The 24,829-nt window shown below is 65.7% G+C and carries 20 protein-coding genes, 1 tRNA gene and 1 pseudogene; 12 read left to right on the top strand and 10 right to left on the bottom strand.

Annotation, left to right across the window (positions count from 1 at the left end):
* Nucleotides 1-137: 137 nt before the first annotated feature.
* The 4 genes from ABFX29_RS16135 to ABFX29_RS16120 are packed head-to-tail and all read left to right on the top strand — an operon-like array spanning nt 138 to nt 2,892.
* On the top strand, nt 138-635 hold the full coding sequence (locus ABFX29_RS16135; protein ID WP_152229511.1) for an HNH endonuclease: 498 nt from the start codon (nt 138-140) through the stop codon (nt 633-635).
* The gene (gene mobA, locus ABFX29_RS16130) at nt 632-1,312 is read left to right on the top strand and encodes a molybdenum cofactor guanylyltransferase (protein ID WP_246167753.1); all 681 of its coding nucleotides are present in this window, start codon (nt 632-634) and stop codon (nt 1,310-1,312) included. Before ABFX29_RS16135 ends, mobA begins: the two co-directional genes overlap by 4 nt.
* A 9-nt stretch (nt 1,313-1,321) precedes the next feature.
* Nucleotides 1,322-1,606, top strand: coding sequence for a DUF6457 domain-containing protein (locus ABFX29_RS16125; protein ID WP_246167755.1), 285 nt, complete (start codon nt 1,322-1,324; stop codon nt 1,604-1,606).
* On the top strand, nt 1,603-2,892 hold the full coding sequence (locus tag ABFX29_RS16120; protein WP_170287822.1) for a molybdopterin molybdotransferase MoeA: 1,290 nt from the start codon (nt 1,603-1,605) through the stop codon (nt 2,890-2,892). Before ABFX29_RS16125 ends, ABFX29_RS16120 begins: the two co-directional genes overlap by 4 nt.
* Here ABFX29_RS16120 and ABFX29_RS16115 read toward each other — a convergent pair.
* Nucleotides 2,843-5,194 carry an FdhF/YdeP family oxidoreductase gene (locus ABFX29_RS16115; RefSeq protein ID WP_152229513.1) on the bottom strand — a complete coding sequence of 784 codons (2,352 nt, stop codon included), beginning with the start codon at nt 5,192-5,194 and terminating at the stop codon, nt 2,843-2,845. The two genes, ABFX29_RS16120 and ABFX29_RS16115, sit on opposite strands and share 50 nt — an antisense overlap.
* A gap of 75 nt (nt 5,195-5,269) precedes the next feature.
* Between ABFX29_RS16115 and fdhD the strand changes: the two genes are divergently transcribed.
* Entirely contained in the window at nt 5,270-6,127 is an 858-nt protein-coding gene (gene fdhD / locus ABFX29_RS16110; RefSeq protein ID WP_152229514.1) for a formate dehydrogenase accessory sulfurtransferase FdhD, read from the top strand.
* Here fdhD and ABFX29_RS16105 read toward each other — a convergent pair.
* Complete coding sequence (locus tag ABFX29_RS16105) at nt 6,124-7,806, bottom strand: ATP-binding protein (RefSeq protein ID WP_152229515.1); 1,683 nt, start codon at nt 7,804-7,806, stop codon at nt 6,124-6,126. The two genes, fdhD and ABFX29_RS16105, sit on opposite strands and share 4 nt — an antisense overlap.
* Before the next feature lie 217 nt (nt 7,807-8,023).
* Here ABFX29_RS16105 and ABFX29_RS16100 point away from each other — a divergent pair, with 217 nt between their 5' ends.
* Nucleotides 8,024-9,922 (top strand): ABC transporter ATP-binding protein, encoded by a 1,899-nt coding sequence (locus tag ABFX29_RS16100; RefSeq protein WP_152229516.1) that lies wholly within the window; start codon nt 8,024-8,026, stop codon nt 9,920-9,922.
* A gap of 4 nt (nt 9,923-9,926) precedes the next feature.
* On the opposite strand, the gene ABFX29_RS16095 is transcribed toward ABFX29_RS16100, so the two are convergent.
* Genes ABFX29_RS16095 through ABFX29_RS16075 form a run of 5 tightly spaced genes read right to left on the bottom strand, consistent with a single transcriptional unit; the run spans nt 9,927 to nt 14,450 of the window.
* A complete protein-coding gene (locus tag ABFX29_RS16095) occupies nt 9,927-10,721 on the bottom strand; it encodes a DeoR/GlpR family DNA-binding transcription regulator (RefSeq protein WP_152229517.1) in 795 nt (264 codons plus the stop codon).
* 6 nt (nt 10,722-10,727) lie between these two features.
* On the bottom strand, nt 10,728-11,588 hold the full coding sequence (locus ABFX29_RS16090) for a class II fructose-bisphosphate aldolase (protein WP_152229518.1): 861 nt from the start codon (nt 11,586-11,588) through the stop codon (nt 10,728-10,730).
* The gene (locus tag ABFX29_RS16085) at nt 11,585-12,574 is read right to left on the bottom strand and encodes a 1-phosphofructokinase family hexose kinase (RefSeq protein ID WP_152229519.1); all 990 of its coding nucleotides are present in this window, start codon (nt 12,572-12,574) and stop codon (nt 11,585-11,587) included. The genes ABFX29_RS16090 and ABFX29_RS16085 overlap by 4 nt, the downstream gene beginning before the upstream one ends.
* Nucleotides 12,571-13,509 (bottom strand): ROK family protein, encoded by a 939-nt coding sequence (locus ABFX29_RS16080; protein ID WP_152229520.1) that lies wholly within the window; start codon nt 13,507-13,509, stop codon nt 12,571-12,573. Before ABFX29_RS16080 ends, ABFX29_RS16085 begins: the two co-directional genes overlap by 4 nt.
* Before the next feature lie 8 nt (nt 13,510-13,517).
* Nucleotides 13,518-14,450: an SIS domain-containing protein gene (locus ABFX29_RS16075; protein WP_246167757.1), complete on the bottom strand. Its 933-nt coding sequence runs from the start codon at nt 14,448-14,450 to the stop codon at nt 13,518-13,520.
* Nucleotides 14,451-14,807: 357 nt separating this feature from the next.
* On the opposite strand from ABFX29_RS16075, the gene ABFX29_RS16070 reads away from it, so the two are divergent.
* From ABFX29_RS16070 to ABFX29_RS16060, 3 genes are all read left to right on the top strand, one after another.
* The gene (locus ABFX29_RS16070; protein WP_152229521.1) at nt 14,808-16,040 is read left to right on the top strand and encodes an extracellular solute-binding protein; all 1,233 of its coding nucleotides are present in this window, start codon (nt 14,808-14,810) and stop codon (nt 16,038-16,040) included.
* Between the two features lie 70 nt (nt 16,041-16,110).
* Nucleotides 16,111-17,034: a carbohydrate ABC transporter permease gene (locus ABFX29_RS16065; protein ID WP_152229522.1), complete on the top strand. Its 924-nt coding sequence runs from the start codon at nt 16,111-16,113 to the stop codon at nt 17,032-17,034.
* Nucleotide 17,035: 1 nt separating this feature from the next.
* Complete coding sequence (locus tag ABFX29_RS16060) at nt 17,036-17,950, top strand: carbohydrate ABC transporter permease (protein ID WP_211372437.1); 915 nt, start codon at nt 17,036-17,038, stop codon at nt 17,948-17,950.
* A 21-nt stretch (nt 17,951-17,971) separates the two neighbouring features.
* On the opposite strand, the gene ABFX29_RS16055 is transcribed toward ABFX29_RS16060, so the two are convergent.
* Both ABFX29_RS16055 and ABFX29_RS16050 read right to left on the bottom strand, forming a co-directional pair.
* Nucleotides 17,972-18,045 (bottom strand) — tRNA-Arg (locus ABFX29_RS16055).
* 80 nt (nt 18,046-18,125) lie between these two features.
* Nucleotides 18,126-18,626 (bottom strand): MarR family winged helix-turn-helix transcriptional regulator, encoded by a 501-nt coding sequence (locus ABFX29_RS16050; protein ID WP_170287823.1) that lies wholly within the window; start codon nt 18,624-18,626, stop codon nt 18,126-18,128.
* A gap of 104 nt (nt 18,627-18,730) precedes the next feature.
* Between ABFX29_RS16050 and ABFX29_RS16045 the strand changes: the two are divergent.
* Nucleotides 18,731-20,698: pseudogene (locus tag ABFX29_RS16045) on the top strand (MMPL family transporter); the annotation flags it as partial.
* Nucleotides 20,699-20,716: 18 nt separating this feature from the next.
* Here ABFX29_RS16045 and ABFX29_RS16040 read toward each other — a convergent pair.
* Nucleotides 20,717-21,361, bottom strand: a complete 645-nt coding sequence (locus ABFX29_RS16040; RefSeq protein WP_152229525.1) for a hypothetical protein — start codon at nt 21,359-21,361, stop codon at nt 20,717-20,719.
* Between the two features lie 74 nt (nt 21,362-21,435).
* Here ABFX29_RS16040 and ABFX29_RS16035 point away from each other — a divergent pair, with 74 nt between their 5' ends.
* The gene (locus tag ABFX29_RS16035) at nt 21,436-22,236 is read left to right on the top strand and encodes an inositol monophosphatase family protein (protein ID WP_152229526.1); all 801 of its coding nucleotides are present in this window, start codon (nt 21,436-21,438) and stop codon (nt 22,234-22,236) included.
* 73 nt (nt 22,237-22,309) lie between these two features.
* Nucleotides 22,310-24,811: a DNA helicase PcrA gene (gene pcrA / locus ABFX29_RS16030; RefSeq protein ID WP_152229527.1), complete on the top strand. Its 2,502-nt coding sequence runs from the start codon at nt 22,310-22,312 to the stop codon at nt 24,809-24,811.
* Nucleotides 24,812-24,829: the final 18 nt, after the last annotated feature.

The raw sequence follows: 24,829 nt of genomic DNA, 5'->3' as shown, positions 1-24,829 counted from the left end.
ACGGGATCAGGCCAACTCGGACCTGTTTAATGGCGGGATCGGCCTGCGCGGCTTACCCTTGCAGTGAACATTCGAAGTACCGCGCGGCCGGTGGACGTTGTTTTTTGCCGGCGGCGGGCAGGCGAAGAGGAACGTGCATGCGAACCCTGGTTCTGAACGCGGGCTATGAACCGCTGGCTGTGGTCACTTTCCGGCGTGCGCTGGTACTCGTCCTTTCCGGGAAAGCCAGCGTCCTGGCCGAGAGCGGAGACCCGGTTGTGGGTCCCGGCGACGTCTTCGGGCGCCCCTCGGTGATTCTGCTGAACCGGTACGTGAATATTCCGTACCGTGATTCAAGCGTCGCGACGCGCAGGGGCGTACTTCGCCGGGACAGCCACTGCTGCGCGTACTGCGGCAAGGCAGCAGCAACCGTGGACCACGTGGTGCCAAAGTCACGCGGGGGACAGGACAGCTGGGAGAACATGGTGGCGTGCTGCCTTCGCTGCAATAACAAGAAGGGGGACAGGACGTTGAACCAGCTCGGCTGGAAACTGCGCTTCACTCCGCGGGCCCCGCACGGGACCCGCTGGCAGATACGTGAACTGGAACAGCCTGCTGACCAGTGGAGCCCTTTCCTGGGAGATACGGCTGCATGAGCGGGCCGCAGCCGGCAGGTTACGACGCCGTCATCCTGGCCGGCGGGCGGTCCTCGCGGTTAGGGGGCGAACCCAAGGCAGAACTGGTGGTTGAGGGCGAGACCCTGCTGGTGCGCACGCTGGGCGCCGTGAAGGGCGCGGTGAATGTGGCTGTGGCCGGACCCCCGTCACTGGCGCGGACCCTCTCAAACTCGGGCTTTGCTCCTCTGCTGGTGAGGGAGGACCCACCCTTTGCCGGTCCGGCGGCGGCGGTGGGGGCCGCGCTGACAGCCATCGGGAGCCATTCGGCTGAGAGCGGTACGCCCCGCAGCCCCTGGACGCTTATCCTGGCCTGCGACATGCCCGAGGCACATCGCGCCGTTCCGGTGCTGCTCGCTGCAGTGCACGCGGATCCCAGCTGTTCGGTGCTCGCGGTGGACGCGGCCGGCAAAACACAGCCGCTTGCCGGCGTGTACCGCACCGAAGCCCTGCTTGAAGCCGTGGCGTCAGGCCCCGGTGCGCTGGCAAATCTCTCAATGTTCAGCATGCTTGCTAGGGTGCAGTGGAGAGAGGTTGCCGTTCCGGAAGGAAGCACTGCGGACGTGGACACTTGGGACGATGCCGGGAAATGGGGTATCCGGTCCCGGGCACGCACCGCCGCTCCGTCATCCGGATCCGCAGCTGCAGCCAAGGACTAAGGAGTCAGCATGGGAACCCAGCAGCAGGAACTCGAGGAGTGGACGCAGCGTTTACTGCAGGCCTTTGAGCTGGACGGGACGCAGGTGGACATCGACGCTGTCCTGGACCTCGCGGCTGCGGCCGCCCACAACGTGGTCCGCCCGGCTGCGCCCCTCACTACGTTTGTTGCGGGATTCGCCGCGGGGCTCGCGGCCGGAAGCGGGCAGGCGGACGAGTCCGTGGCCATGCGGGCGGCCATCCGGGCAGCCCAGCGTGAATGCGACGCCGAAGCAGACCGGAAGGAGTCAAAGTGAACGGTTCCGCACCCGTGATCCTGCCCTTGCAGCCGAACACCTCATGGAAGGAAGCGAGGAAGGCAGCGTACGCGGCTGCCCGTCCGCTTCCGTTTGAAACTGTTCCCCTCGCCGAGGCGCTGGGGCACACCCTCGCCTCCGACGCCGTCGCCCTCCACCAGGTACCGCACTACGCCTCCTCCGCAATGGACGGGTGGGCGGTGGCCGGCCCGGAACCGTGGACGATCGTTGTGCCCGAACCGGAACCGGAACCCTGGCAGATCCACAAGGAATCCGGCAGGCGTCCGCTGCAGTCAGGCGAAGCGGTATCCATCCTGACCGGTGGCCTGGTTCCGGCGGGTGCGGAGGCGATCCTGCGGACGGAGAACGGGGAGCTGTCCCCGGGAGATCCTGCAGTACTGCGCCGTGCGGCCACCGCCCGGGAAGACGAACCGCGGCTCGGTGAGCACATCCGCCCCGCCGGCGAAGAAGCTGCTGCGGGAGAGATCACGATAGCTGCCGGTACGGTCCTGAACCCGGCACACATTGCCTTGGCGGCAGTATGCGGCCATGACACGCTGCCTGTGTTGAGGGCTCCGCGCGTTTCCATGCTCTTCACCGGCGACGAAGTCATTGAGTCGGGCCTGCCGGACTCCGGCCAGGTCCGTGACACGTTCGGACCGCAGCTGCCGCAGCTGGTGGAGATGCTGGGCGGACGCGTGGATGTGGTGCGCCGTCTGCCGGATCGCCTGGATGACGTGATTGCCGCCCTGAGCACCGACGCAGTGGACGAGCATTCACTGGCCATGTCTTCAGGCGACGTCCTGGTGACCACCGGCGGCACGGGGATTTCCGACGCCGACCACCTGCGCAGGGCACTGGAAGCCGTGGATGCAGAACTCCTGATCGACGGCATCGCCATGCGGCCGGGCCATCCCACGCTGATGGCGCGGCTGCAGGACGGCCGGTTCGTCGTGGCGCTGCCCGGTAACCCGCTGGCGGCCATGATGGCTGTCTTTACAGTGCTCGAGCCGCTGCTGCAGGGACTGCGCGGTGCGCCGGCCGGAAAGGACTACCATGTGCTGGCCGGCGTCGATGTGGCGCCGCTGCCCGGACGCACCCGCCTGGTCCCGTGCCGGATCCAGGACGGGCGCGCCATTCCTTCCCAGTACTTCCGCTCGGGCATGCTCCGCGGCCTGGCTGAGGCGGACGCCATCATGGTGCTGCCCGAAGAGGGCTGCACCGCCGACCAGTCCGTCAGTGCGCTGCCGCTGCCGTGGCCGGTGCAGCAGCCTCCAGCCGGATAATCACGGACTTGGACGTCGGGGTGCCGCTGACTTCGGCTACGGAGTCCAGCGGCACCAGCACGTTCGCCTCCGGATAGTACGCAGCAGCGCATCCCACGGGCGTGTTGTAGGCAACCGCACGGAAGGACTCGGCACGCCGTTCAACGCCGTCCTCGTATTCGGAGACCATATCCACCATGTCTCCGTCCTTGAAGCCGGCTGCCGCGAGGTCCTTTTCATTCACGAACACCACCCGGCGTCCGCCGTAGATGCCGCGGTAGCGGTCGTCCTTGGCATAGACCGTGGTGTTGTACTGGTCATGCGCACGCAGGGTCTGCAGGATCAGCCGCCCCTCGGGCACCCTGGGATAGTCCAGTTCATTGGCGGTGAAGCGGGCCTTGCCGGTTGCCGTGGCGAACCTGCGGCCGTCACGGGGTCCGTTGGGCAGGACGAATCCACCGCCCCCGCGCTTGATCTTGGACTCGAAGCCTTCAAAGCCGGGAATGACGTTCTCGATCCGGCGGCGGATGAGCGAGTAGTCGGCACGGCAGGCGATCCAGTCCAGCTGCGGGGCATTTGCGCGGAAGGGGGCGTTCTCCCCGGCGAAGAGACGCTCGGCCAGCTCGCACACGATCGCCACCTCTGACCGGACTTCGGGTCCGGGGGGATCAAGGCGTCCCTGCGAGGCATGCACTGCGCTCATTGAGTCTTCCACCGTGACCCTCTGGTCACCGCTTGCCTGGGTGTCCCGGTCCGTCCGGCCCAGCGCGGGAAGGATCAGGGCCCGGCGGCCGTGGACCAGATGGGACTTGTTCAGCTTGGTTGACACCTGGACTGTGAGTTCAGTGTTGCGCAGGGCGTCCTCGGTGACGGCGGAATCCGGGGTGGCGCGGATGAAATTGCCGCCCATCGCCATGAAGACCCGGACTTTGGAGTCCCGCATGGCCCGGATGGCGTTGACTGTGTCGAACCCGTGGCGCCGCGGCGAGGCAAAGCTGAACTCGGCGTCGAGCTTGTCGTGGAATGCTTCGGGCATGCGCTCGAAGATGCCCATGGTGCGGTCGCCCTGGACGTTGGAGTGCCCGCGGACCGGGCAGACGCCTGCTCCGGGCCGTCCGACGTTGCCCTGCAGCAGGAGCACGTTGACGATGTCGCGCAGCATGGCCACTGAGTGCTTGTGCTGCGTGAGGCCCATGGCCCAGCACACCACGGTGGATTTTGAAGCGATCAGCCGGGCACCGGTGGCTTCGATCTGCGCGCGGGTCAGCCCGCTGGCAAGGCAGATCTCGTCCCAGGACGTATTCCGGATCTCCGCCAGGTAGGAATCGAGCCCATCGGTGTAGTCCTTGATGAAAGCGTGGTCAAAGACGTTCCCGTGTTCCTCTTCCTGTTCCAGCAGGTATTTGCCCAGCCCCTGGAAGAGGGCCTGGTCCCCGCCCAACCGGATCTGCAGGAAATCATCTGCCAGCTGGGTGCCGCCGCCGAACTTGGAGCCCAGCAGGCCGCCGGCCGTCTGCGGGTTGTCGAAGCGGAGCAGGCCTGCCTCCGGCAGGGGATTCACGGCCACGATGGCGGCACCGTTCTTCTTGGCGCGCTCCAGGGCAGTCAGCATGCGTGGATGGTTGGTGCCGGGGTTCTGTCCGGCCACGATGATCAGGTCCGAACCCTGCACATCATCCAGGCTGACGGTGCCCTTGCCGACGCCGAGGGTTTCCGTCAGGGCCGATCCGGAGGACTCGTGGCACATGTTGGAGCAGTCCGGGAGGTTGTTGGTGCCCAGGCCGCGGACCATCAGCTGGTAGAGGAAAGCGGCTTCGTTGGAGGTCCGGCCGGAGGTGTAGAAGACCGCCTGGTCCGGGCTGTCCATCGCGGCCAGCTCTTCGACAATCATCGTGTAGGCACCGTCCCAGCTGATCGGCCGGTAATGGGTGTCTCCGGCTTCAAGGACCATGGGGTGGGTGAGGCGGCCCTGCTGGCCCAGCCAGTAGTCGTCCTTGCCCAGCATCTCGGCGACGGAGTGCTCGGCAAAGAACTCCGGCGGCACCTTCCGCTTGGTCGCTTCTTCCGCCACAGCCTTGGCGCCGTTTTCGCAGAACTCCGCCGCGTGGCGCTTATCTCCTTCCGGCCAGGCGCAGCCGGGGCAGTCGAAACCCTTCTTCTGGTTGACGTTCAGCAGCGTTTTGGCACTGCGCAGCGGGCCCATTTGGTCGAAGGAAATGCGCAGCGAGTTGATCACTGCCGGCAGCCCGACGGCATGCGTTTTCGGATCACCAACCCGCAGCTCTGATTCGTTGATTCCATCTTTCGGAGCCTTGCTTGGCACAGCCACCACGTCCTTGTGTAGGAAATCCCCTAGTCTGAAGTGAGGCCAGTCTAAGACTTATTGAGGAGCGATGGGATGGGACGGGTTTCACGGCGTGCCCGCGTCACGAGGTTCCGCACGGACGGCACGGTGAGCCGGCGCGATGACGTGCTCGCCGGAGAGGAGCCGCTGGAGATCCGGTTCCAGGGCAAATCCTTCACCGTAACCATGCGTACTCCCGGCGACGACTTTGACCTGGTGGCCGGTTTCCTGGTCTCTGAGGGTGTTATCTGGGAAGCCGGCCAGCTGATCTCCATGCGGTACTGCGCCGGCGTGGACGAGGAGGGCCAGCAGACCTTCAACGTGGTCGATGTGCAGCTGCGGCCCGGGACGGCCTTGCCGGATACCGGCATGGAGCGGCATGTCTACACCTCCAGTTCCTGCGGTATCTGCGGCACGGCGTCCATCGAAGCGGTGCGGAAATCGTCCCATTTCGACGTCGCGGACGACGGCGTCCGGGTGCCGCTTGAGGTCCTGGCCGCTTTGCCCGACCGGCTGCGCGAAAGCCAGGCGCTGTTCGAGAAGACCGGAGGCGTCCACGCGGCCGGACTGTTCACCGCCGACGGGGAACTGCTGTGCCTGCGTGAAGACGTGGGACGGCACAACGCCGTGGACAAGGTGGTGGGCTGGGCGCTGCGTGCAGGAATGCTGCCGCTGCGCGGCAAGGTGCTGCAGGTATCCGGACGGGCATCTTTTGAACTTGTTCAAAAGGCCCAATTGGCAGGGATTCCGGTTCTTGCCGCGGTCTCTGCGCCGTCGGCTCTCTCCGTGGACCTGGCGCGCGATGCCGGCATGACCCTGGTGGGCTTCAGCCGGGGTAACTCCCTGAACTGCTACTGCTTCCCGGAGCGGATCCAGGCCCAGGTGCCCGCGCCGGCGGCCGCGGGAAGCTAGCTCGCGGGCAGCATTACCTCAGCGCAGGTTCCTTCTCCGATGGTTGAGGAGATGGAAAGCCTGCCGCCGTGCTGGTTGACGATGTCCTGCACGATGGACAGGCCCAGGCCCGTTCCGGGGATGGCCGCAGCCGTGGCGTTGGATGCGCGGAAGAAGCGGCTGAAGAGCTTGGGAAGGTCCTCCTCCGGGATCCCGATTCCGGTGTCCTGCACGCAGACCCGGATCATGGGTGCGGTTCCGTCTCCGGGCTCGCACAGCCCGGCAGTCAGGCGCACCGAGCCGCTGGGCGGGGTGAACTTCACGGCGTTGGAAATCAGGTTCATAAAAACCCGTTCAAGCTGCTCCCGGTCCCCGTCAAGGCGCAGGTCCAGGCGCAGTTCCGGGTCCAGCTCGTCAAGCGTGAGCTCGATGTTCCGGCTGCTTGCCGCGGGGGTCAGGGAAGCGATGACCTGCTCCAGCAGGTCCCGCAGCACGAGTTCTTCGACGTCCATCCGGGTTTCATCCGCGTCTGCCCTGGAAATGGTGAGCAGGTCCCCGATCAGGTGGTTCAGCCGGGTGGCGTTGCGTCCCACGATTTCAAGCATCTGGGCGACTTCGGGTGAGATTCCGCCGCCTGAGCCGTCCAGGATCAGGTCAAGGTAACCGGTGATCGACGTCAGCGGAGTGCGCAGCTCGTGGTTGATCGTGGCGACGAAGTCGGTTTTCTCCCGGTCCAGTTCGCGCTGCCGGGCAAGGACCGTCCGCTGGGCAGTGATGAGGTGCCCCTGCACCAGGCCGTGGGCAAGGTTCCCGCTGACGTGCTGTATCAGGGAGAGCTCGGTGGGTGTCCAGGTGCGGGCCGCGTTCTCGCCGGCCAGCCAGATGAGGCCAAACGGGCGGTCACCGTGCCCCAGGGGAACAATTACGGATGTCCGCAGGCCGGCGTCCCGGGGTGCCGGGTGGAGGATTGGATGGACGTCCGGGTCCGGATCCTGATGGTCGCGTGAGGCGAGGATCTTTCCCGAGTCCCAGAGCATTTCCGCCACGTCCGCGGCCAGTTCCGGATCCGGAGCGGGAATGGCACACCTGGAGCCGGGCCGGCTCCAGGAGGTCAGGAGTTCCGGGACCCGTTCGTCCGGGAACGTAGTGAGGGCTACGTGGTCTGCCCGGAAGGCGTCTCCCAGCCCGGAGACCACGGCCTCGGACATGACGTGGGGATCATTGGTGGCCCGCACGGCTGCGGAGATGACACGGGTTTTTCCGCGGAGGACGGCATTCACCTCGCGGCGCCGCCGAACTGCCAGGGTCTCCGCGCGGATCAGGGCCGCCCGGTAGGAGAGGTCGCTGCCCGAGACGGGGCTGAGGACAAAGTCGGTGATGCCCCGGCGAACCATGTCCTCGACGTCGAGGAGTTCACCGGGAGTCACAAGGATGACAGGGGGCCCGGAACCGTCTGCAGCGGGCAGGAGCCAGCGGCGCAGGTCGGTGCCTGCCTGCTGGAGGGCCGTGGTGTCCACGACGGCCAGCACGGGCAGCTGAGATTCCGGGGCGGTCCCGTGCAGAACGGGACGCAGCCCGGCAAATCCCAGTGCCTCTTCCACCTCGCTTCGCAGCTGCGGGTCGCTGACGGCTACGAGAGCCGGCAGGTCCTCGCGGAGGGAGTCCGTGGACAGGCCCTCGTGAGTCGGCGCCGTCGGCATAGGGGCCTTTCGTTCTGGGGTCCGTGCAGGTCGGACCGATTTGCAGTGTACCCCAGTGTGGCCCCTGTTACCTGTGGTGAAACGCACACCGGTTTTGTGTCGAGCCGGGGCTGCCCAAATGCGGGAATTCCGCGTCCTGTGCAGCGGTTATGGAACTCGGGAAAGGCCGGTCCCGCGCCTAAGCTGGATACCGGGCTACGTGAAAGAAGAAATCAGCATGAGCATGGAAAGTGCGGCCTGGAGTTCGCTCTACAAGATCTCCACGGCCAAGGGCACCGACAACAAGATCTCCAGGGAAACGCTTCGGCGGATCCTGGCGTTCGCGTCTCCGTACCGGCGGCAGCTGTTTGGGTTCCTGGCCCTCTCCACGGCCGGGGCCTTCCTCGCCGTCGCCACTCCCGTCCTGGCCGGTGAGGTGGTCAACGCGATCGTGGGCGGAACGTCCGTGGAAACCGTGGTGTGGCTGGCTGTCCTGATCGCGGTGGTCGCCATCGCGGACGCAGGGGTGTCCCTGGCCACCCGGTGGTTCTCCTCGCGCATCGGCGAGCAGGTAATCCTGGACCTCCGGACCAAGGTGTTCGACCACGTCCAGCGCATGCCCATAGCGTTTTTCACGCGCACCCGTACCGGCGCCCTGGTCAGCCGGCTCAACAATGACGTCATTGGTGCCCAGCAGGCCTTCAGCGGAACCCTCTCCGGAGTGGTGAGCAACCTCGTAGCCCTGATCCTGACCCTGATCGTCATGCTGACAACCTCCTGGCAGGTAACCATCCTCGCCATGCTGCTGCTGCCGGTCTTCCTCCTGCCCGCGCGCCGGATGGGGAGCCGCCTGGCCGCCCTGAGGCGCGAGGCCGCGAACCACAACGCGTCGATGGGCACCCAGATGACGGAGCGGTTCTCGGCTCCGGGAGCCACGCTGGTCAAGCTGTTCGGCCGCCCGGACCAGGAATCCACGGAGTTCGCCGTGCGTGCCGCGAGGGTACGCGATATTGGCGTCAAGACCGCCATGATGCAGTCCGTCTTCGTGACGGCCCTGACCCTGGTGTCCGCCCTTGCCCTGGCCCTGGTATACGGACTCGGCGGCTGGTTCGCCATGACCGGTACCCTCAACGCCGGCGACGTGGTGACCCTGGCATTGCTGCTGACCCGGCTCTATGCCCCGCTCACCTCCCTGGCCAACGCCCGGGTGGAGATCATGAGCGCAGTAGTCAGCTTCGAGCGGGTCTTCGAGATCCTTGACCTTAAGCCGCTGATCCAGGAGAAGGAAGATCCCAAGCCGGTGCCTGACGGGCCCCTGGGAGTGGAGTTCGACGACGTCACCTTTGCCTACCCGACGGCGGACAAGGTCTCCCTGGCTTCCCTCGAGGACGTGGCAGTGCTGGACAGCCGCGGGGGCGAAGACGTGCTGCACGGAGTGTCCTTCCGGGTCGAACCGGGCCAGACCGTGGCGCTGGTGGGCAGCTCGGGCGCCGGCAAGTCGACGATCGCGCAGCTGCTTTCCCGCCTGTACGACGTCGACGCCGGTGCGGTGCGCTTCTCCGGCACGGATGTGCGGGACGTGAGCTTTGAAGGGATGCGCGGTGCCCTGGGCATGGTGACCCAGGACGGGCACCTGTTCCACGAAAGCATCCGGTCAAACCTGCTGCTGGCCAACCCGGAAGCCTCGGAGGAGGAAATCTGGGACGCGCTGCGCCGTGCCCGGCTGCAGGACCTGATCAGCTCGCTGCCGGACGGCTTGGAAACAATGGTGGGGGAGCGTGGCTACCGCCTCTCCGGCGGCGAACGCCAGCGAATGACCATCGCCCGCCTGCTGCTTGCCCAGCCGCGCATCGTGGTCCTGGACGAGGCGACGGCGGCACTGGATTCGACGTCGGAAGCTGCAGTCCAGGCGGCCCTGACGGAAGCGCTGGAAGGACGCACCGCCGTCGTGATTGCCCACCGCCTTTCCACCATCCGCAACGCCGACCGGATCCTGGTGATCGAGGACGGGCGGATCGCGGAACAGGGAACGCATACGGAGCTGCTGGCGAAGGGCGGACGGTACGCCGAGCTCTACAACACCCAGTTCGCTGCCGCTGAGCCCGAGGCGCTCAGCGGGCAGTCTCCCGCGCAGTAGCGGGCTACTTCCTGGGGGCTGCCACGATCACCCGGGTGCCGGAGGACTCGAATGCGGCCTTAGCCTCGTCGGTGATTCCGCTGTCCGTGATGAGATTGCTGAACACGAATCCGCTGAGCGTGGCGAAACTGCGGCTGCCGATTTTGGAAGAGTCGGCCACCACGTAGGTTTCCGATGCGCGCCGGGACATCAGAGCGTTCACGGCTGCCTCGGCTTCGTCGTTGATGGTGGGACCCACCTGCGGATCCAGCCCGTTGACACCCACGAAGGCGAAGTCCAGCGCTACCCGCTGCAGGATGGTGTCGGTATACGGACCCACCAGTTCGTAGGAGCGGGGATTGACGACGCCGCCGGTCACCATGACGCGGATGTTGGGCCGGACAACCAGCTGGGCAGCGATGTTGATGGCGTTGGTGACTACGGTGAGCGTGGGCTTGCTGGAGGGTTCCATGAGGTCCCTGCGCATCCCCAGCTCGTGCGCGATGGCGGTGCTCGTGGTGCCGCCGCACAGCCCGATCACCGCGCCCCGCGGTACCAGGGCGCTCGCAGCCTGGGCGATTGCCTGTTTTTGTGCGGCCTGGTCGTCCCGGGTGTACCGGGCCGGCAGGTCATAGGCGACTGCTTCCATGGTGGCGCCGCCGCGGGTTCGGGTCAGCAGGCGCTGGGCGGCGAGGGCGTCGAGGTCGCGCCGGGCCGTGGCCGGGGAAACCCCGAGCCCGGAGACGATGTCCTCCACCTGCACATGCCCGTGTTCGGCCAGCAGGTCAAGGATCGCGTTGAGCCGCTCTGATTTTTCCATGTGTTCCTAGTCTTCGCCGGCGGGGAGGCCCCCGCGGAGCGAGAAAAGTGCCAGCAGCCGCCCCGCCTCGGGGGCCAGCGCCTGCCGGCCGGCGTGGACGTACTTCCGTGAATCCACAAGGGACGGGTTGTCTTCCAGGACCCCGCGGACGGCACGGGTGAAGAAGGTGTTCAAATGCGTGGAAACATTGATTTTAGTCATCCCGGCCCGAATGGCGGACACCAGCATCTCATCGCTCACGCCGGAGGAGCCGTGCAGGACGAGCGGAACGTCCAGCGAGCGGCGGAGCTCAGCCACCAGTTCCAGGTCCAGGGCGGCCCTGCGTTCGGTCATCGCATGGGAGGACCCGACGGCGACGGCAAGGGCCCCCACCCCGGTGGCCAGGACAAAATCCACGGCTTCAAACGGATCGGTGCGCACCCCCGGAGCGTGCGCGCCGTCCTTGCCGCCGATCTCGCCGAGCTCCGCTTCGACGAAAACCCCCGCAGCCTCGGCGTGCTTGACCACGCGGGCCGTGGCGGCAACGTTTTCGGCGTACGGCAGCCGGGAGCCGTCGAACATGACTGACCCGAAGCCCAGGTCCACGGCGCGGTACGCCAGGTCCTCGTCTTCGGCGTGGTCAAGATGCAGGGCAACCGGAACAGCGGCGCTTGAGGCAATTGCCAGGCAGGCACGAGCCAGGGGCTCCAGGGCCCCGTGGTAGGCGGCGCAGTTCTCCGAGATCTGCAGGATGACAGGCAGCCCTGCCTCCTCGGCGCCCTGGACAATTGCCTCTGCGGTCTCCAGATGCAGGACATTGAAGGCTCCAATTCCGGTGCCGGCCTCCGCCGCGGACTGGACCAGCGTGCGGGTGGGGGTGAGACTCATGTGGTTCCCTCCTGGGTGCGGATTTCCCCGCGGGTGATGTGGCGGATGTGCACTTGTCCGGCGAACTCGGCGTAGCGCGGCGAGATCTCTCCAGCTGCCGGCATCAGGACTGCGGCCGCGGACCACGCCGTGGCAGCACGCAGCAGCGGCTCGGGATCGCGTTCTCCGGATGCCAGCAGGACGGCAAGGGCAGCGACGGCGGCGTCTCCCGCCCCGGTAGGGTTGCCCGGCAGCGAGCGGCCCAGCGTTGCGGCCAGGCAGGTTCCCGGTGTCCCGGCACTGAAAAGCAGCATGCCTTCCGCACCGTTGCTGACTAGGACGTTTTGGGCGCCTGCGGCCAGCAGCATGTCCGCCCCGGCAGCGGTATCCGGGCACTGTGTCGCTTCCAGCAGTTCCTCCCGGTTGGGCTTGAGCACAAAGGCACCGGCTGCGGCGGCCTCCAGCAGGGCGGCGCCGGAGGTGTCGATGATGCAGGGCAGGCCGGCCCGGTCGCTGAGACGTACGAGCCTCGCGAAGAAATCGGTGGGAGCCTCCGGCGGCAGGCTTCCGGCGCCCACAACGCAGGCTGCCTGAGGAACCTCATGCTCAAGGACCTGGAACAGGTCCTTCCATTCCTCGGGGCGCAGCGGAAAGCCCATTTCGTTGAAGATGCTGGTCAGTCCGTTTTCCTCATCGACAAATGCCATGCTCCGCCGGGTAGGGGCCGAGGCTTCCACCAGCCGGTGGGGGACGCCGGCGGAGGCGAGTTCGGTTCGGCAGGCTTCTCCGGCAGGACCGCCCAGTGGTGCAACGGCAAGGGCCGGGTAGCCGAGCTGATGTATTACCCGTGCGCTGTTCAGGCCTTTCCCTCCGGCGCGGGCCAGCGGTGGCCGGACGCGGTGGGTGCTTCCCGGAGTTACCTTCCGCACCTGGTAAGTCTCGTCCAGAGCCGGGTTGGGAGTCACGGTCAGTACGGTGCCAGCGACCCGGCCGCTCAGCGGATTCATGCCGGTACCAGCAGGTCACGGGCGGCCATTCCGGCCCCGGCCAGCCCGGCGTCCTGCCCCAGGGCGGAGAGGAGCAGCCGTGGACGGCGGTGGAAGGAGAGCCGGCTGTTCACGATCCCGGCGAGCGGGCCCAGCAGTGCCGGGCCGGCCTGGGACAGGCCTCCGCCAAGGATTACCGCTTCACTTCCCAAGACGGCGGTTACTTGGCTGATCACGGTAGCCAGTGCTTCAAGGGCCTCGTCCCAGATATTGCACGCCGTGGGGTCCCCGGCAGCAGCGGCTGCCAGCACTTCCCGTGCGCCGGCATTGTCCGTACCCGTGTGGCTGGCCCAGCGCCGACCGATGGCACCGGCCGAGGCAACGGTCTCGAGGCAGCCGACGGCGCCGCAGGCGCAGGGGAGGCCCCCGGGCACGGGAGCATGCCCGATCTCGCCCGCGAATCCTCCACCGTGGACCCGGCGTCCGTCGCTGAACACGGCTCCGGCGATTCCGGTACCGATGACCATGACGACGGCGTCGCGCAGCCCCTGCCCGGCCCCAAGCCGCATTTCGGCTTCACCGGCCAGGCCCACATCGTGCCCGAAGGCCACGGGAAGCCCGGTGGCGTTCCGGACCTCGGCGGAGAACGGATAGTCCCGCCACCCAAGGTTTGCGGAGAGGATGCCGATCCCGGCCGTTTCATCGACCAGGCCGGGCACAACCAGCCCGATCGAGCGGATGGGCACACCGGAAGCAAGTGCCCGGTACTCCCCGAGCAGGCGTGCAGTCTCGGCAACTATGACGTCTCCAGGGGCCTGCCGGTCCCGCGGCGTCGGCAGCCGGCGAAGGCCGTGGAACACGCCGGTGGAATCCTGGAGTGCAACCTTTATGTCCGTTCCGCCGACGTCGAGGGCAAGGACGAGTCCTTCCCCGTCCGGCGGCGCTGCGCTGTGCATGGCGGAAACTAGCCCGCGAGGATGACGGAACGGGTGAGGTTGCGCGGACTGTCCGGGTCCAGGCCGGCTGCCAGGGCACGTTCCAGGGACAGGCGGTGAATCCGCACGAGCTCGGCCAGCGGATGGCGCCCGGTGGCCTCGAAGCGTGCTCCGGCGGCATGCACGTCCCGGCTCAGGCCGGCGGGCTCAGTCCCCAGCAGCCAGGTGACCCGTCCGGGGGCCGCAATCGCGATCGGTCCGTGGCGGTATTCCATGGCGGGGTATGACTCGGTCCATTCCTGGGCAGCTTCACGCATCTTCAGCGCCGCTTCGTGGGCCAGCCCAACGGTCCAGCCGCGGCCCAGGAAGGTGAACTGCCCGGCCGCCAGCAGCTCATCCGGAATAGATTCATCCAGCACCTCGCGGGCATCCGCGACCGCATCGGAGAGGTCCCAGCCCAGGGAGGTGAGCAGATAGCACAGCGCGGCGGTGGCGAACCGGGTCTGGACCACGGAGGTCTCATCGGCGTAGGGAAGGGCGACGACGGCGTCCGCAAGACCGGCAGCGGGAGTGCCCTCCGCTCCGAGAATGAGCACCGTCGGTGTTCCGGTTTCGCGCAGCCGGGCCAGCAGGTCGATGATTTCGCTGGTGGTGCCCGAGCGGGTTATCGCGATGACCCCGTCATATCCGCGCTGCAGGACAGCTTCCGCTTCCGATGCGGCAAAGGCATCCGTGGCTCCCTGCCCGGAGGACTCCCGTGCTGCCGCGTAGGCCTGGGCCATGAACCAGGAGGTGCCGCAGCCCACCACGGCTACCCGGGCGTTTGGTGCCGGCAGCAGGTTTTCAGCTTTCGCCTGCTGAACCGCGAGTTCCCAGACGCCGGGCTGGGACCGGAGCTCTTCCCGCATCCACTGGCCAGGCAGTGCGGCGGCAGGCGTTGATGCGGGTGCAGTTTCGGACATGCGGGGTGCGCTCCTTTTGGGAATGCGTCCCGCTGCAGGGACGCATGGATGCTTCATGGTGATCAATGATTGGTTCTACGGTCCAACAATCACAAATAATCACATTCCTCGACCGACTGCAATGGGTTGCCCGGTATTGCCGCAGCCCGCCACAGGCAATGTTTCAGGCCCGTGAATCTTTTAGAAAACTCTTGACTCCGCGCATTCAGCAGGAAACTATGTGGAAATCGTCTGCTCAATCGTGATTGTGAGTGGGCAGAAAAAGTCATAACGCATCATCCGCGACGGTAACCAGGTGTCCCGCGATCAGCGGCGGCCCGGGTGCGCTGCCGGTTCCATCACTTGAAAGAGGACTCAATGAAGCGAAAACTCCCCCTGGGCCTGATCGCCGTGGCAGCTGCGGGCTCCCTGGCGGTCTCCTCCTGCGGCTTTGGCGGGGGAGGCGGCGGCGAAGACGGCGCCACGACCCTGAACATGCTTGTTCCCACGTACTCCGACGGCACCAAGGCGCTGTGGGAAGGAGTCATCGAGGACTTCGAGGCAGCGAACGAGGGCATCGACGTCGTTCTCCAGGTGGAATCCTGGGAGAACATCGAGTCCGTCCTGCAGACGAAGATCCAGGCCGGAGAGGCGCCGGACATCTACAACGGCGGTGCTTTCTCTGCTTTCGCCGAAGAAGGCCTGCTCTACCCCGCGGAGGAAGTTGCCTCCGAATCGACCATCGGCGACTTCCAGGAATCCTTCGCCGAGAACGAGGCGCTGGACGGGACCCAGTACGGCCTCCCGCTGATCGCCTCGGTGCGGGCCCTGTTCTACAACCAGGACCTGTTCGACCAGGCCGGAGTGGAAGCGCCGCCGGAGACCTGGGATGAGCTCTACGATGCCGCCAAGAAGATCTCCGCTACCGGAACCCCCGGATACGGCATGCCGCTTGGCTCCGAAGAAGCCCAGGGTGAAAGCCTGATCTGGTTCGCCGGAAACGGCGGAGGTTTTGGGGACGAGTCCACCATTACGGTGGACAGCCCCGAAAACATCGAGGCCGCGGAGTTCATGAAGAAGATGATCACCGACGGCGTGACCCAGCCGGACCCCGGAGCCACCCAGCGCACGCCCATGCTCAATGTCTTTGCCCAGGGCCAGATCGGCATGGTCTATGCCCTGCCGCAGACCGTCGGGCAGATTGAGGAAGCCAATCCGGACCTGAACTACGGCGTGGCCAGCGTTCCCACCAACACCGGCGAGCCCTCCACCCTGGGTGTGGCGGACCGCCTGATGGCCTTCAAGAATGACGGTGACAAGGCTGAAGCCATCACTAAGTTCATGGACTTCTTCTTCGCCGAAGACCAGTACGTCAACTGGGTCCAGACCGAAGGGTTCCTGCCCACCACCAAGAGCGGCTCCGAAGCCATGGGATCGGACGAGACGCTCAAGCCGTTCCTGGAGATGCTGCCCAGCGCCAATTTCTACCCGACCACCAACCCGGCATGGAACGCCACTGACGGAGCGTTCAAGTCGCTGATGGGCCAGCTGGAGGACCAGGACGCTGCCGAGGTGCTTGGACAGATCCAGTCCAAGGCTGACGCCTCCTAGAAGCAGCCCCACCCGGGGCCGGCTTCCTGCACGGGGAGCCGGCCCCTCAGCCCAAGAACGGGACCAGCAGATGAGCACACTGACCCGGCCGCGGACGACGGCCACCACACAGAAACCACGCAAGGCGAGGGAGATCCTGGCCGCCCTGCCCTGGATCGGGCCGGTACTGCTTTTGATCTTCGGCGTGGTGATCTTTCCTGCCGGTTATATGGTCTACAGCTCCACCCGGCGGATCAGCCAGGCCGGAACCAACGTTGAAGGCGTTGGCCTGGCGAACTTCGCGACGGTGTTCGCGGACCCCAACCTTCCCCGGATCCTGCTGAACACGGTCATCTGGGTGGTTGTGGTGGTCACCCTGACGGTGCTGCTCTCGCTGGCGCTGGCAAACTTCCTGAACAAGCCCTTCCCGGGACGCACGCTGGTGCGGATGGCCGTGGTTGTGCCCTGGGCCGCCAGCGTCGTCATGACCACCACCGTCTTCTATTACGGACTTGACCGGGACTACGGCATCATCAACAAGTTCATGGTGGACATCGGCCTCATGGATTCCCCGTACGGCTTCACCAAGAACGTTGCCTCGGCACTGGCGGCAGCGATCGTGATTGGTGTTTTCGTCTCCCTGCCTTTCACCACCTACACCCTGCTCGCCGGATTCCAGGCCATCCCCGGGGACACGCTTGAAGCCGCCAAAATGGACGGTGCCGGGCCGGTCCGCACCTTCTTCGGCGTGATCCTTCCCCAGCTGCGCGGTGCCCTGGCCGTCTCCGTGCTCATCAACATCATCAACGTCTTCAACAACCTGCCAATCCTGCGGATCATGACGGGTTCAATACCGGGCTATAACGCAGACACCCTGATGACCTACATCTTCAAGGTGCTCCAGTACGAGCGGCGGCTGGATATTGCCAGCGCCCTCAGTGTGGTCAACTTCGCGGTGGTGCTGGTGATAGTCGCGGTCTACGTCAAACTCGTCAAGCCCATGAAGGAGGTCTGAGATGGCCGCCACCGCCCCCGCCCCGGTCAAGACCCAGTCACCGCTGCAGCTGCCCGCAAGCACCGCAAGGACGCGGTCGGACGGTTCCAGCAGCCGCAGGATGGCAGTTCGCTCAGCCATCGGAGCCGTGATTGCCCTGGCGTTCCTGGCGCCGTACCTGATCATGGCCGTCGGATCGCTGAAGACCCGGTCGGAGATCCTGGGTGTTCCGCCGGCCTACCTGCCGCAGGACGGGCTGCAGTTCGGGAACTACACCACCATGTGGGATACCCCGGAAACACCGCTGCCGTTCAACCTGATGTCCACGATCATCATTGCGGTGTGTTCCACGATCCTTGTGCTTTTGGTGGCGACGCCGGCGGCGTACTACACGGCACGTTTCCGCTTCCCCGGCCGAATGGTGTTCCTTTTCCTGGTGATTGTCACGCAGATGCTGCAGCCCGCAGTACTCACCGCAGGCCTGTTCCGGCAAATGCTCTGGCTGGACCTGAATGACACCTGGCTCGCCATGATCCTCATCAACGCGGCCTTCAACCTGTCCTTCGCCCTGTGGATCATGCACAGTTTCTTCGCGGCCATCCCCAAGGAAATCGACGAGGCTGCCCAGATTGACGGCGCCGGGAGGCTGCGCGTGCTGTTCACCGTGAACCTGCCGCTGGTCTGGCCGGGCATTGTCACTGCGGTGATCTTCACCTTCGTCTCCGCCTGGAATGAATTCGCTGCCAGCCTGGTGATCATGTCGACGGCGGAGAACCAGCCGCTCTCGGTGGCGCTGACCAAGTTCATTGGGCAGTACTCCACCAGCTGGCAGTACGTCTTCGGGATATCGATCGTCGCGATTGTTCCTGTGATCATTCTGTTCGCCGTGATCGAGAAGCGGCTCATCGGCGGCCTGACCGCCGGCGCCGTCAAATAGCGGCCGCCGGATACAAAAAAGTGCCCCCGGCCGGAATCGAACCGACGACCTGCCCTTTAGGAGAGGGCCGCTCTATCCTACTGAGCTACGGAGGCGTCGCCGCCGGTGCCCGGCAGCGATAAACAGCTTACCTGTTTTCGGCTGCAGGTGCCTCGCGGCCTGCATGGACACGCTGCTATGCCTTGGGTGCGGGTCCTGCCGGAGCGGGGCTGTTCGCTGAATCTTCCAGATGCTGCAGGTAGGTGGTGTACGCCTGCCGCATCCCGATGAGGAAGCTGCGGACGGTCTGAAGCTCAGCTTCCGAGTATTGGTCCATGACCTCGGTGGTCAAAGCCCCAAGCGGACCGAAGTAGGCGCCGGCCAGTTCGCGGGCCAGGGGTTCAAAGTGCAGGGTCACTTTCCGGCGGTCTGCCTCGGACCGGGCCCGGTGGATGTGGCCGATCTGTTCCAGCCGGTCAATCACGGCCGTGGTTGCGCCCGTGGATGTTCCCAGCAGCGTGCTCAGCCGTCCGGCGGTCAGCGGTACACCGCGTACCTCGGCTTCCATGACCAGCGTCAGCGCCCGCATATCCGTCGAGTTCAGACCGTGCTTATGGGCGAATGCGTCCGCGACGAGCTGGCCGTCCAGCCCCATGCCCCGGACAGCCTCCACAATTTCACGACGCAGCGCGTTCATCTCCACCACCATATAGTAGCTTCACGTTGAAGTATCTCTAAATAAGAGATACTTTGTTCTCTAGTTACTTGACCGCTGCAACACCTACACCTCTGGAGTACCCCATGAGCGCGAAGATAGTTAAATCGGCGAGGGCTGCGCTAGTCACGCTGTTCCTCGGCCTGGTGGTGATCGTGGGGCTCTTTGCCATTCCGGTCCCTGCGAACGAGACCTCGACGGTCGGCCAGCTCAGCGACAAGTACCAGGTCACCCAGGTGCAGGAACTGCTCAAGGAATTCCCTGACGCCCAGCAGTCCACCGCGCTGATTGTTGTTTCCCGCGAAGACGGCGGCGAAATGAGCGAGACGGACATAGCGGGCATTGCCGAAATCACTGCGGCCGCAACGGACGCCGGCGTCGAGGCTCCTCCCGCCCAGGTTCCCCCGCTGGTCTCCGAAAACGGCGTAGTCGCGATCATTCCGGTCACGCTGCAGGCAGCCGCCGACGACGGCGATGCCGTGGGCGAGGAAGTCGAGGCACTGCGCGGGGCAGTCAGCGACGCCGCTCCGCAGGGGCTCAAAGCCGAACTCACCGGCGGTGCTGCGTTCACCGCCGACCTGGCCGGCGTCTTCGCCGGAGCTAACTTCACGCTTCTTGCAGTAACAGCAGCAGTAGTGGCACTGCTGTTGATCGTCACCTACCGCTCTCCATGGCTGTGGATCGTCCCGCTGGCCATCGTGGGTACCATCGAGCAGCTCTCGCTGCGCATGGTGGACGTGCTGGCCCCCATCGTCGGCATCGAGGTTGATCCCTCCGCCGTCGGCATCACCAGCGTCCTCGTCTTCGGTGCGGCGACCAACTACGCCCTGCTGCTCATCGCCCGTTACCGGGAAGAACTGCGCGTCCACGACAGCGTTTACGCGGCGATGGGCAAGGCCCTGAGCCGCACCCGCGAAGCAATCATCGCCTCCGGCGGCACGGTCATCCTGGCACTTCTGACCCTGCTGTTCACCGACACGATGAGCTACCGCGGGCTGGGCTTCTCTGCTGCGGTGGGAATTGTCTTCGCCATCCTTAGTGCACTGTTCCTGCTGCCGGTGGCCCTTGTACTGCTGGGCCGGAAGCTGTTCTGGCCGTTCGTGCCCAAGGTCGGAGACCCGGCGCGCGAGGGCAAGTTCTGGGGCAAGCTCGGGGACGCAACGGCCCGCAAGCCGAAGACCATCGCCGGGATCGCCGTCATCGTCCTCCTGGTCATGGCCAGCGGCCTGTTCAGCGCCAAGATCGGCCTGAGCGAAAACGAACAGTTCACGGACAAGCCAGAAGCGGTTACCGCCGCTGAGACCCTCGAAGAGGGCTTCGCAGCCGGCTCGACCTTCCCGGTAATCGTGCTTGTGAACTCGGACGAGGCCGACGCCGCACTCGAAGAGCTGGGCAGCGTGGACGGCGTGGACAACGCCACCATCAGCGACGAACACGACGGCCTGACCCGGATCGACCTGATCACAACCTACGAAGCAGGAACCGATGAGGCCAACACCTTCATCCGCGACCTGCGTTCGGACCTCGCGGAGAACCCGGGCTACGAAGCCCTGGTAGGCGGCGAAGCAGCCGAGCGGGTTGACCAGCTGGACGCTAATACGCACGACGTGACGCTGGTGGTCTCCCTGGTGATCCTGCTGGTGTTCCTGGTGCTCGTGGCCCTGCTGCGGTCCCTCGTTGCGCCGGTTCTGCTGGTGGCCTCGGTGCTGCTGACCTTCTTCGCCGCCAGCGGCATTAGCTGGCTGCTGTTTGTCAACGTCCTCGGCTTCCCGGCCCTGGATACGCTCACCCTGCTGTACAGCTTCCTGTTCCTGGTGGCACTGGGCGTGGACTACAACATCTTCCTGGTCACCCGGGCCCGGGAGAACGCCGCCATCATGGGTACCAAGAAGGGCATGCTGGCAGCGCTGCGCTCCACGGGCGGCGTGATCACCAGTGCCGGCATCCTGCTGGCTGCAGTCTTCGTGGTCCTGGGTGTGCTGCCGCTGGTCACGCTCGCCCAGGTGGGCCTCACCGTGGCAATCGGTGTCCTCTTCGACACCCTGATCGTGCGGACCGTTATTGTGCCGGCCCTAGTGTTTGTCCTCGGTGACAGGTTCTGGTGGCCGTCCCGGCCGGGCGCTAAAAACGGCAAGCACGGACGCCACCAGGCTGAGCCCGAGGAGGACCCAGCGGGCGACCGTGAGGATGCTGGCCAGGCCAGCGTCACCGGCCGCTAGCTCCGCGGACCCCAGAACGCCGTCAATGGCGACGTTTTCCCAGAGATCCGCTATGGCAAAGAGGATCGGAAAGGCCCACAACACCCAGCGAAGCGAACGTCGCCGGGTATTGAGCCCGATGATCAGCAGCCAGGCGAATCCGAACATCAGGGGAAAGAGGGTACCTGCCGTCTTGTGGACATAGCTGAGCTGGCCCAGCGCATCGGCATCCAATGCCGAGCGCAGGGCCGCCAGGTACTCCATGTCGTACCCGCCGATCAGCGAGTCCGGCATGGCCAGGCCCCCCGAAAGCTGGGTCATCTGGTTCAGCACCAGCAGGTGGTAGTACCAGAACATAAACAGCGCGGTGGCCGCTGCGGCAATCACGACCAAATTGGCGTTGGTCTTGGCTTGCTGCGGCGTCCGCTGCGTTGTTGTATTGGCGGGGATCTGCTGCCCTGCCGGAAGTTGTGCCTTGTCGCCGTGCTTCGCGGCGCGCTGTGCCGGAGTTTTACCCATGCTTCCAGTATGGCGGAGGGGGCAGCGGGCATTCCTGCGGGCAGCCGGGGAACGGACGGTTTAGGCTAAGGCCCATGAGCGCGAATGCCACTGAAGAAGATTTCGCCCTTGCCGGGTCCCTGGTCCGGGAGGCCGGTGCCCTTGCCCTGGCCATGCGCAGCGAAGGGTTGACGGGAAAACAAAAAACCTCGGTCTCCGACGTCGTGACCGCAGCAGACCATGCAGCAGAAAAGCTGGTCCTTGAAACCTTGCGCAGGCTGCGCCCCGAGGACGGGATCCTCGGCGAAGAAGGCGCCAGCCATCAGGGAACGTCCGGGCGCACCTGGGTTATAGATCCCGTGGACGGTACCTATAACTTCCTCTCGGGATCGACGTACTGGTGCTCGGCCCTGGCGCTGCGGGCCGAGCCGGCGGACCCGCAGGCGGAAGACCCCGAGGTGCTGCTGGGTGCCATCTACCAGCCCCAGGAGGACCGCCTCTGGCTTGGTGGCCCGGGGCATCCCGCCACGTTGAACGGAGCGGTACTGGCACCACAGGCTGACGCGGGGCTGGATCGTCTCAGCGCCGGCACGTACCTGCACCCAACCTGGCTGCGCCGGGACGACGTCGCCGGCCCATGGATCAGTGCCGCTGCCGGCGCCGCAACCCTGCGGATGCTGGGCAGCGGTTCCTGCGACCTGGGTTCGGTGGCGGCCGGCAGGCTCGGCGCCTGGTTCCAGCACAGCTGCCCGGAATGGGACTGGCTGCCCGGGAAGGCGATTGTGGAGGCTTCCGGCGGCACGACGGCGGTTCTTGAAGTTAACGGGTTCCGCTGGCACATTGCCGGCCCTGCGACGGCGGTGCGGGAGATCCGGCACCGGCTAGCGGAAAGCTAAGGGCGCCCGGGCCGGCCGGGCGGAAACGGCGTCCGGGAAAATGTCGGGGCCAGCACCTAGACTTAAAACCACCATGGACTATCTCTTTGATCCGTACTTTTCCACGCCCGCCAAGACCAAGGCCTCCGCTGACCCCGATGCAGCCCCGGCCGGGGAAGAAGCCGGCCGGAAACCGGGCGCCAACACCGCAGCGGCCGGCGGACAGCCCCGCGCCGGTTCCGGACGCGTGGACGAAGCCCGGGCCGCGGACCTCCTTCGCGGACTGAACCCGCAGCAGGAGGAGGCCGTCAAGCACGCCGGATCCCCGCTGCTGATCGTCGCCGGTGCCGGGTCGGGCAAAACCAGGGTGCTCAGCCACCGGATCGCCTACCTGCTGGCCACCGGACGGTCCAACCCCGGCCAGATCCTAGCCATCACCTTCACCAACAAGGCTGCGGCGGAGATGCGGGAGCGCATCGAGTCTCTCGTGGGCGGGGTAGCCAAAACCATGTGGATCTCCACTTTCCACTCCTCCTGCGTGCGGATCCTGCGCCGGGAAGCCAAAGCCGTGGGGATGAACTCCAACTTCTCCATCTACGACTCAGCGGACACCCTGCGCCTGATCACGCTGGTGGCCAAGGGCCTGGACCTTGACCCCAAGCGATTCGCGCCCAAGGCCATTGCCAACAAGATCTCCGGCCTCAAGAACGAGCTCATCGACGACGAGTCCTACGCCTCAAGCGCCAACTACTCGGACCCGTTCGAGCAGGCCGTGGCCCAGGTCTACACCGGGTACACCCAGCGCATGCGCCAGGCCAACGCCATGGACTTCGATGACCTGATCGCCCAGACGGTCTACATGTTCCGGGCCTTCCCTGGCGTGGCCGAATACTACCGGCGCCGGTTCCGGCACATCCTGGTGGACGAGTACCAGGACACCAACCACGCCCAGTACGCCCTGGTCCGCGAGCTCGTGGGAGTGGAAGGCGAAGGCCACCTGGACATCCCGCCGGCTGAGCTGACCGTGGTGGGCGACTCGGACCAGTCCATTTATGCGTTCCGCGGGGCGGACGTCCGCAACATCGTGGACTTCGAGAAGGACTACCCGTCCGCGCGCACCATCCTGCTGGAACAGAACTACCGCTCCACCCAGACCATCCTCTCGGCGGCGAATGCGGTGATTTCCCGCAACCCCAACCGTCCGGAGAAGAAACTCTGGACGGCAGAGGGCGACGGCGCGAAGATCGTCGGCTACGTGGGGGAGAACGAGCACGAGGAAGCCCGCTTCATCGCCGAGGAAATCGACCGGCTGCAGGATGAAGAGGACCTGCGCCCCGGCGACGTCGCCATCTTCTACCGCACCAATGCCCAGTCCCGCTCGCTTGAAGACGTGCTGGTGCGCGTGGGCCTGCCGTACAAGGTGGTTGGCGGCACCCGCTTCTACGAGCGCAAGGAAATCAAGGACGCGCTGGCGTACCTGCGCGTGCTGGCGAACCAGGACGACGTCGTGAACCTGCGCCGCATCCTGAACGAACCCAAGCGGGGCATCGGTGACCGGGCGGAATACTCGGTGGCCGCACTCGCGGAACGGGAGCGGATCAGCTTCATGGCTGCCCTGCGCCGGGCCGAAGATGCTCCCGGACTGGCAACGCGCTCGCTAAACGCCGTCAACGGCTTCGTGAAGCTGATCGACGACCTGGCCGAAGTGGCATCCGGCTCCGGTGCCTCCGCGGCCCTGGAAGCGGTGCTGGAACAGACCGGGTACCTGGCGCAGCTGCGTTCCAGCGCCGACCCGCAGGACGAGTCCCGCGTGGAGAACCTGGCGGAACTGGTCGCCGTCGTCCGCGAATTCGAACGCGACAATCCCGAAGGAACCCTCGAACAGTTCCTGGAACAGGTCTCCCTGGTTGCTGATGCGGACCAGATCCCGGATGCGCCGGAAGGCTCCGCCGAGGAAGTGGCAGCCGCCGTCGAGGAATCCCGCCGCCAGGGCGTAGTAACCCTGATGACCCTGCATACTGCCAAGGGCCTTGAATTCCCGGTGGTGTTCCTGACCGGCATGGAACAGGGCATCTTCCCGCACCAGCGCTCCGCCACCGATCCGGCCGAACTGGCCGAGGAACGCCGCCTGGCCTACGTGGGACTGACCCGCGCCCGCCAGCGGCTCTACCTGACCCGCTCAGAGGTCCGCAGCATGTGGGGGCAGAGCCAGTACAACCCGGCCAGCCAGTTCGTCGGGGAAGTGCCTCCTGAACTCATTGAGTGGAAGCGCGAAGGCATGGACCGGCCCACCTGGGGCGGCGGCGGAAGCATCACCTCCAGCCGTTACAGCGGGTCGCACTGGGGTGCCGGCTCGGCGTCGTCCACCGGCGGGAGCATCGCCGCTGCGCCTGTCTCCAAGGCCATGGGCCGTGTCCAGCCGCAGAAGGAAGTCATTTCGGTTGCGGTGGGGGACAAGGTCAACCACACGTCCTTCGGCCACGGTCAGGTGCTGGCCGTGGAAGGTTCAGGGGACAAGACCGTGGCGAAGGTGAAGTTCGACGTCGGCGAGAAGCGCCTGCTGCTGCGTTATGCACCGCTGACCAAGGAGTCATAACACAGCCTCAGGCCCATA

The sequence above is a fragment of the Arthrobacter gandavensis genome, assembly GCF_039528575.1.
GTDB classification, from domain to species: domain Bacteria; phylum Actinomycetota; class Actinomycetes; order Actinomycetales; family Micrococcaceae; genus Arthrobacter_B; species Arthrobacter_B citreus_B.
The sequence above is the reverse complement of the archived record's forward strand: the minus strand, read 5'-3'. Positions and strand labels throughout refer to the sequence as shown.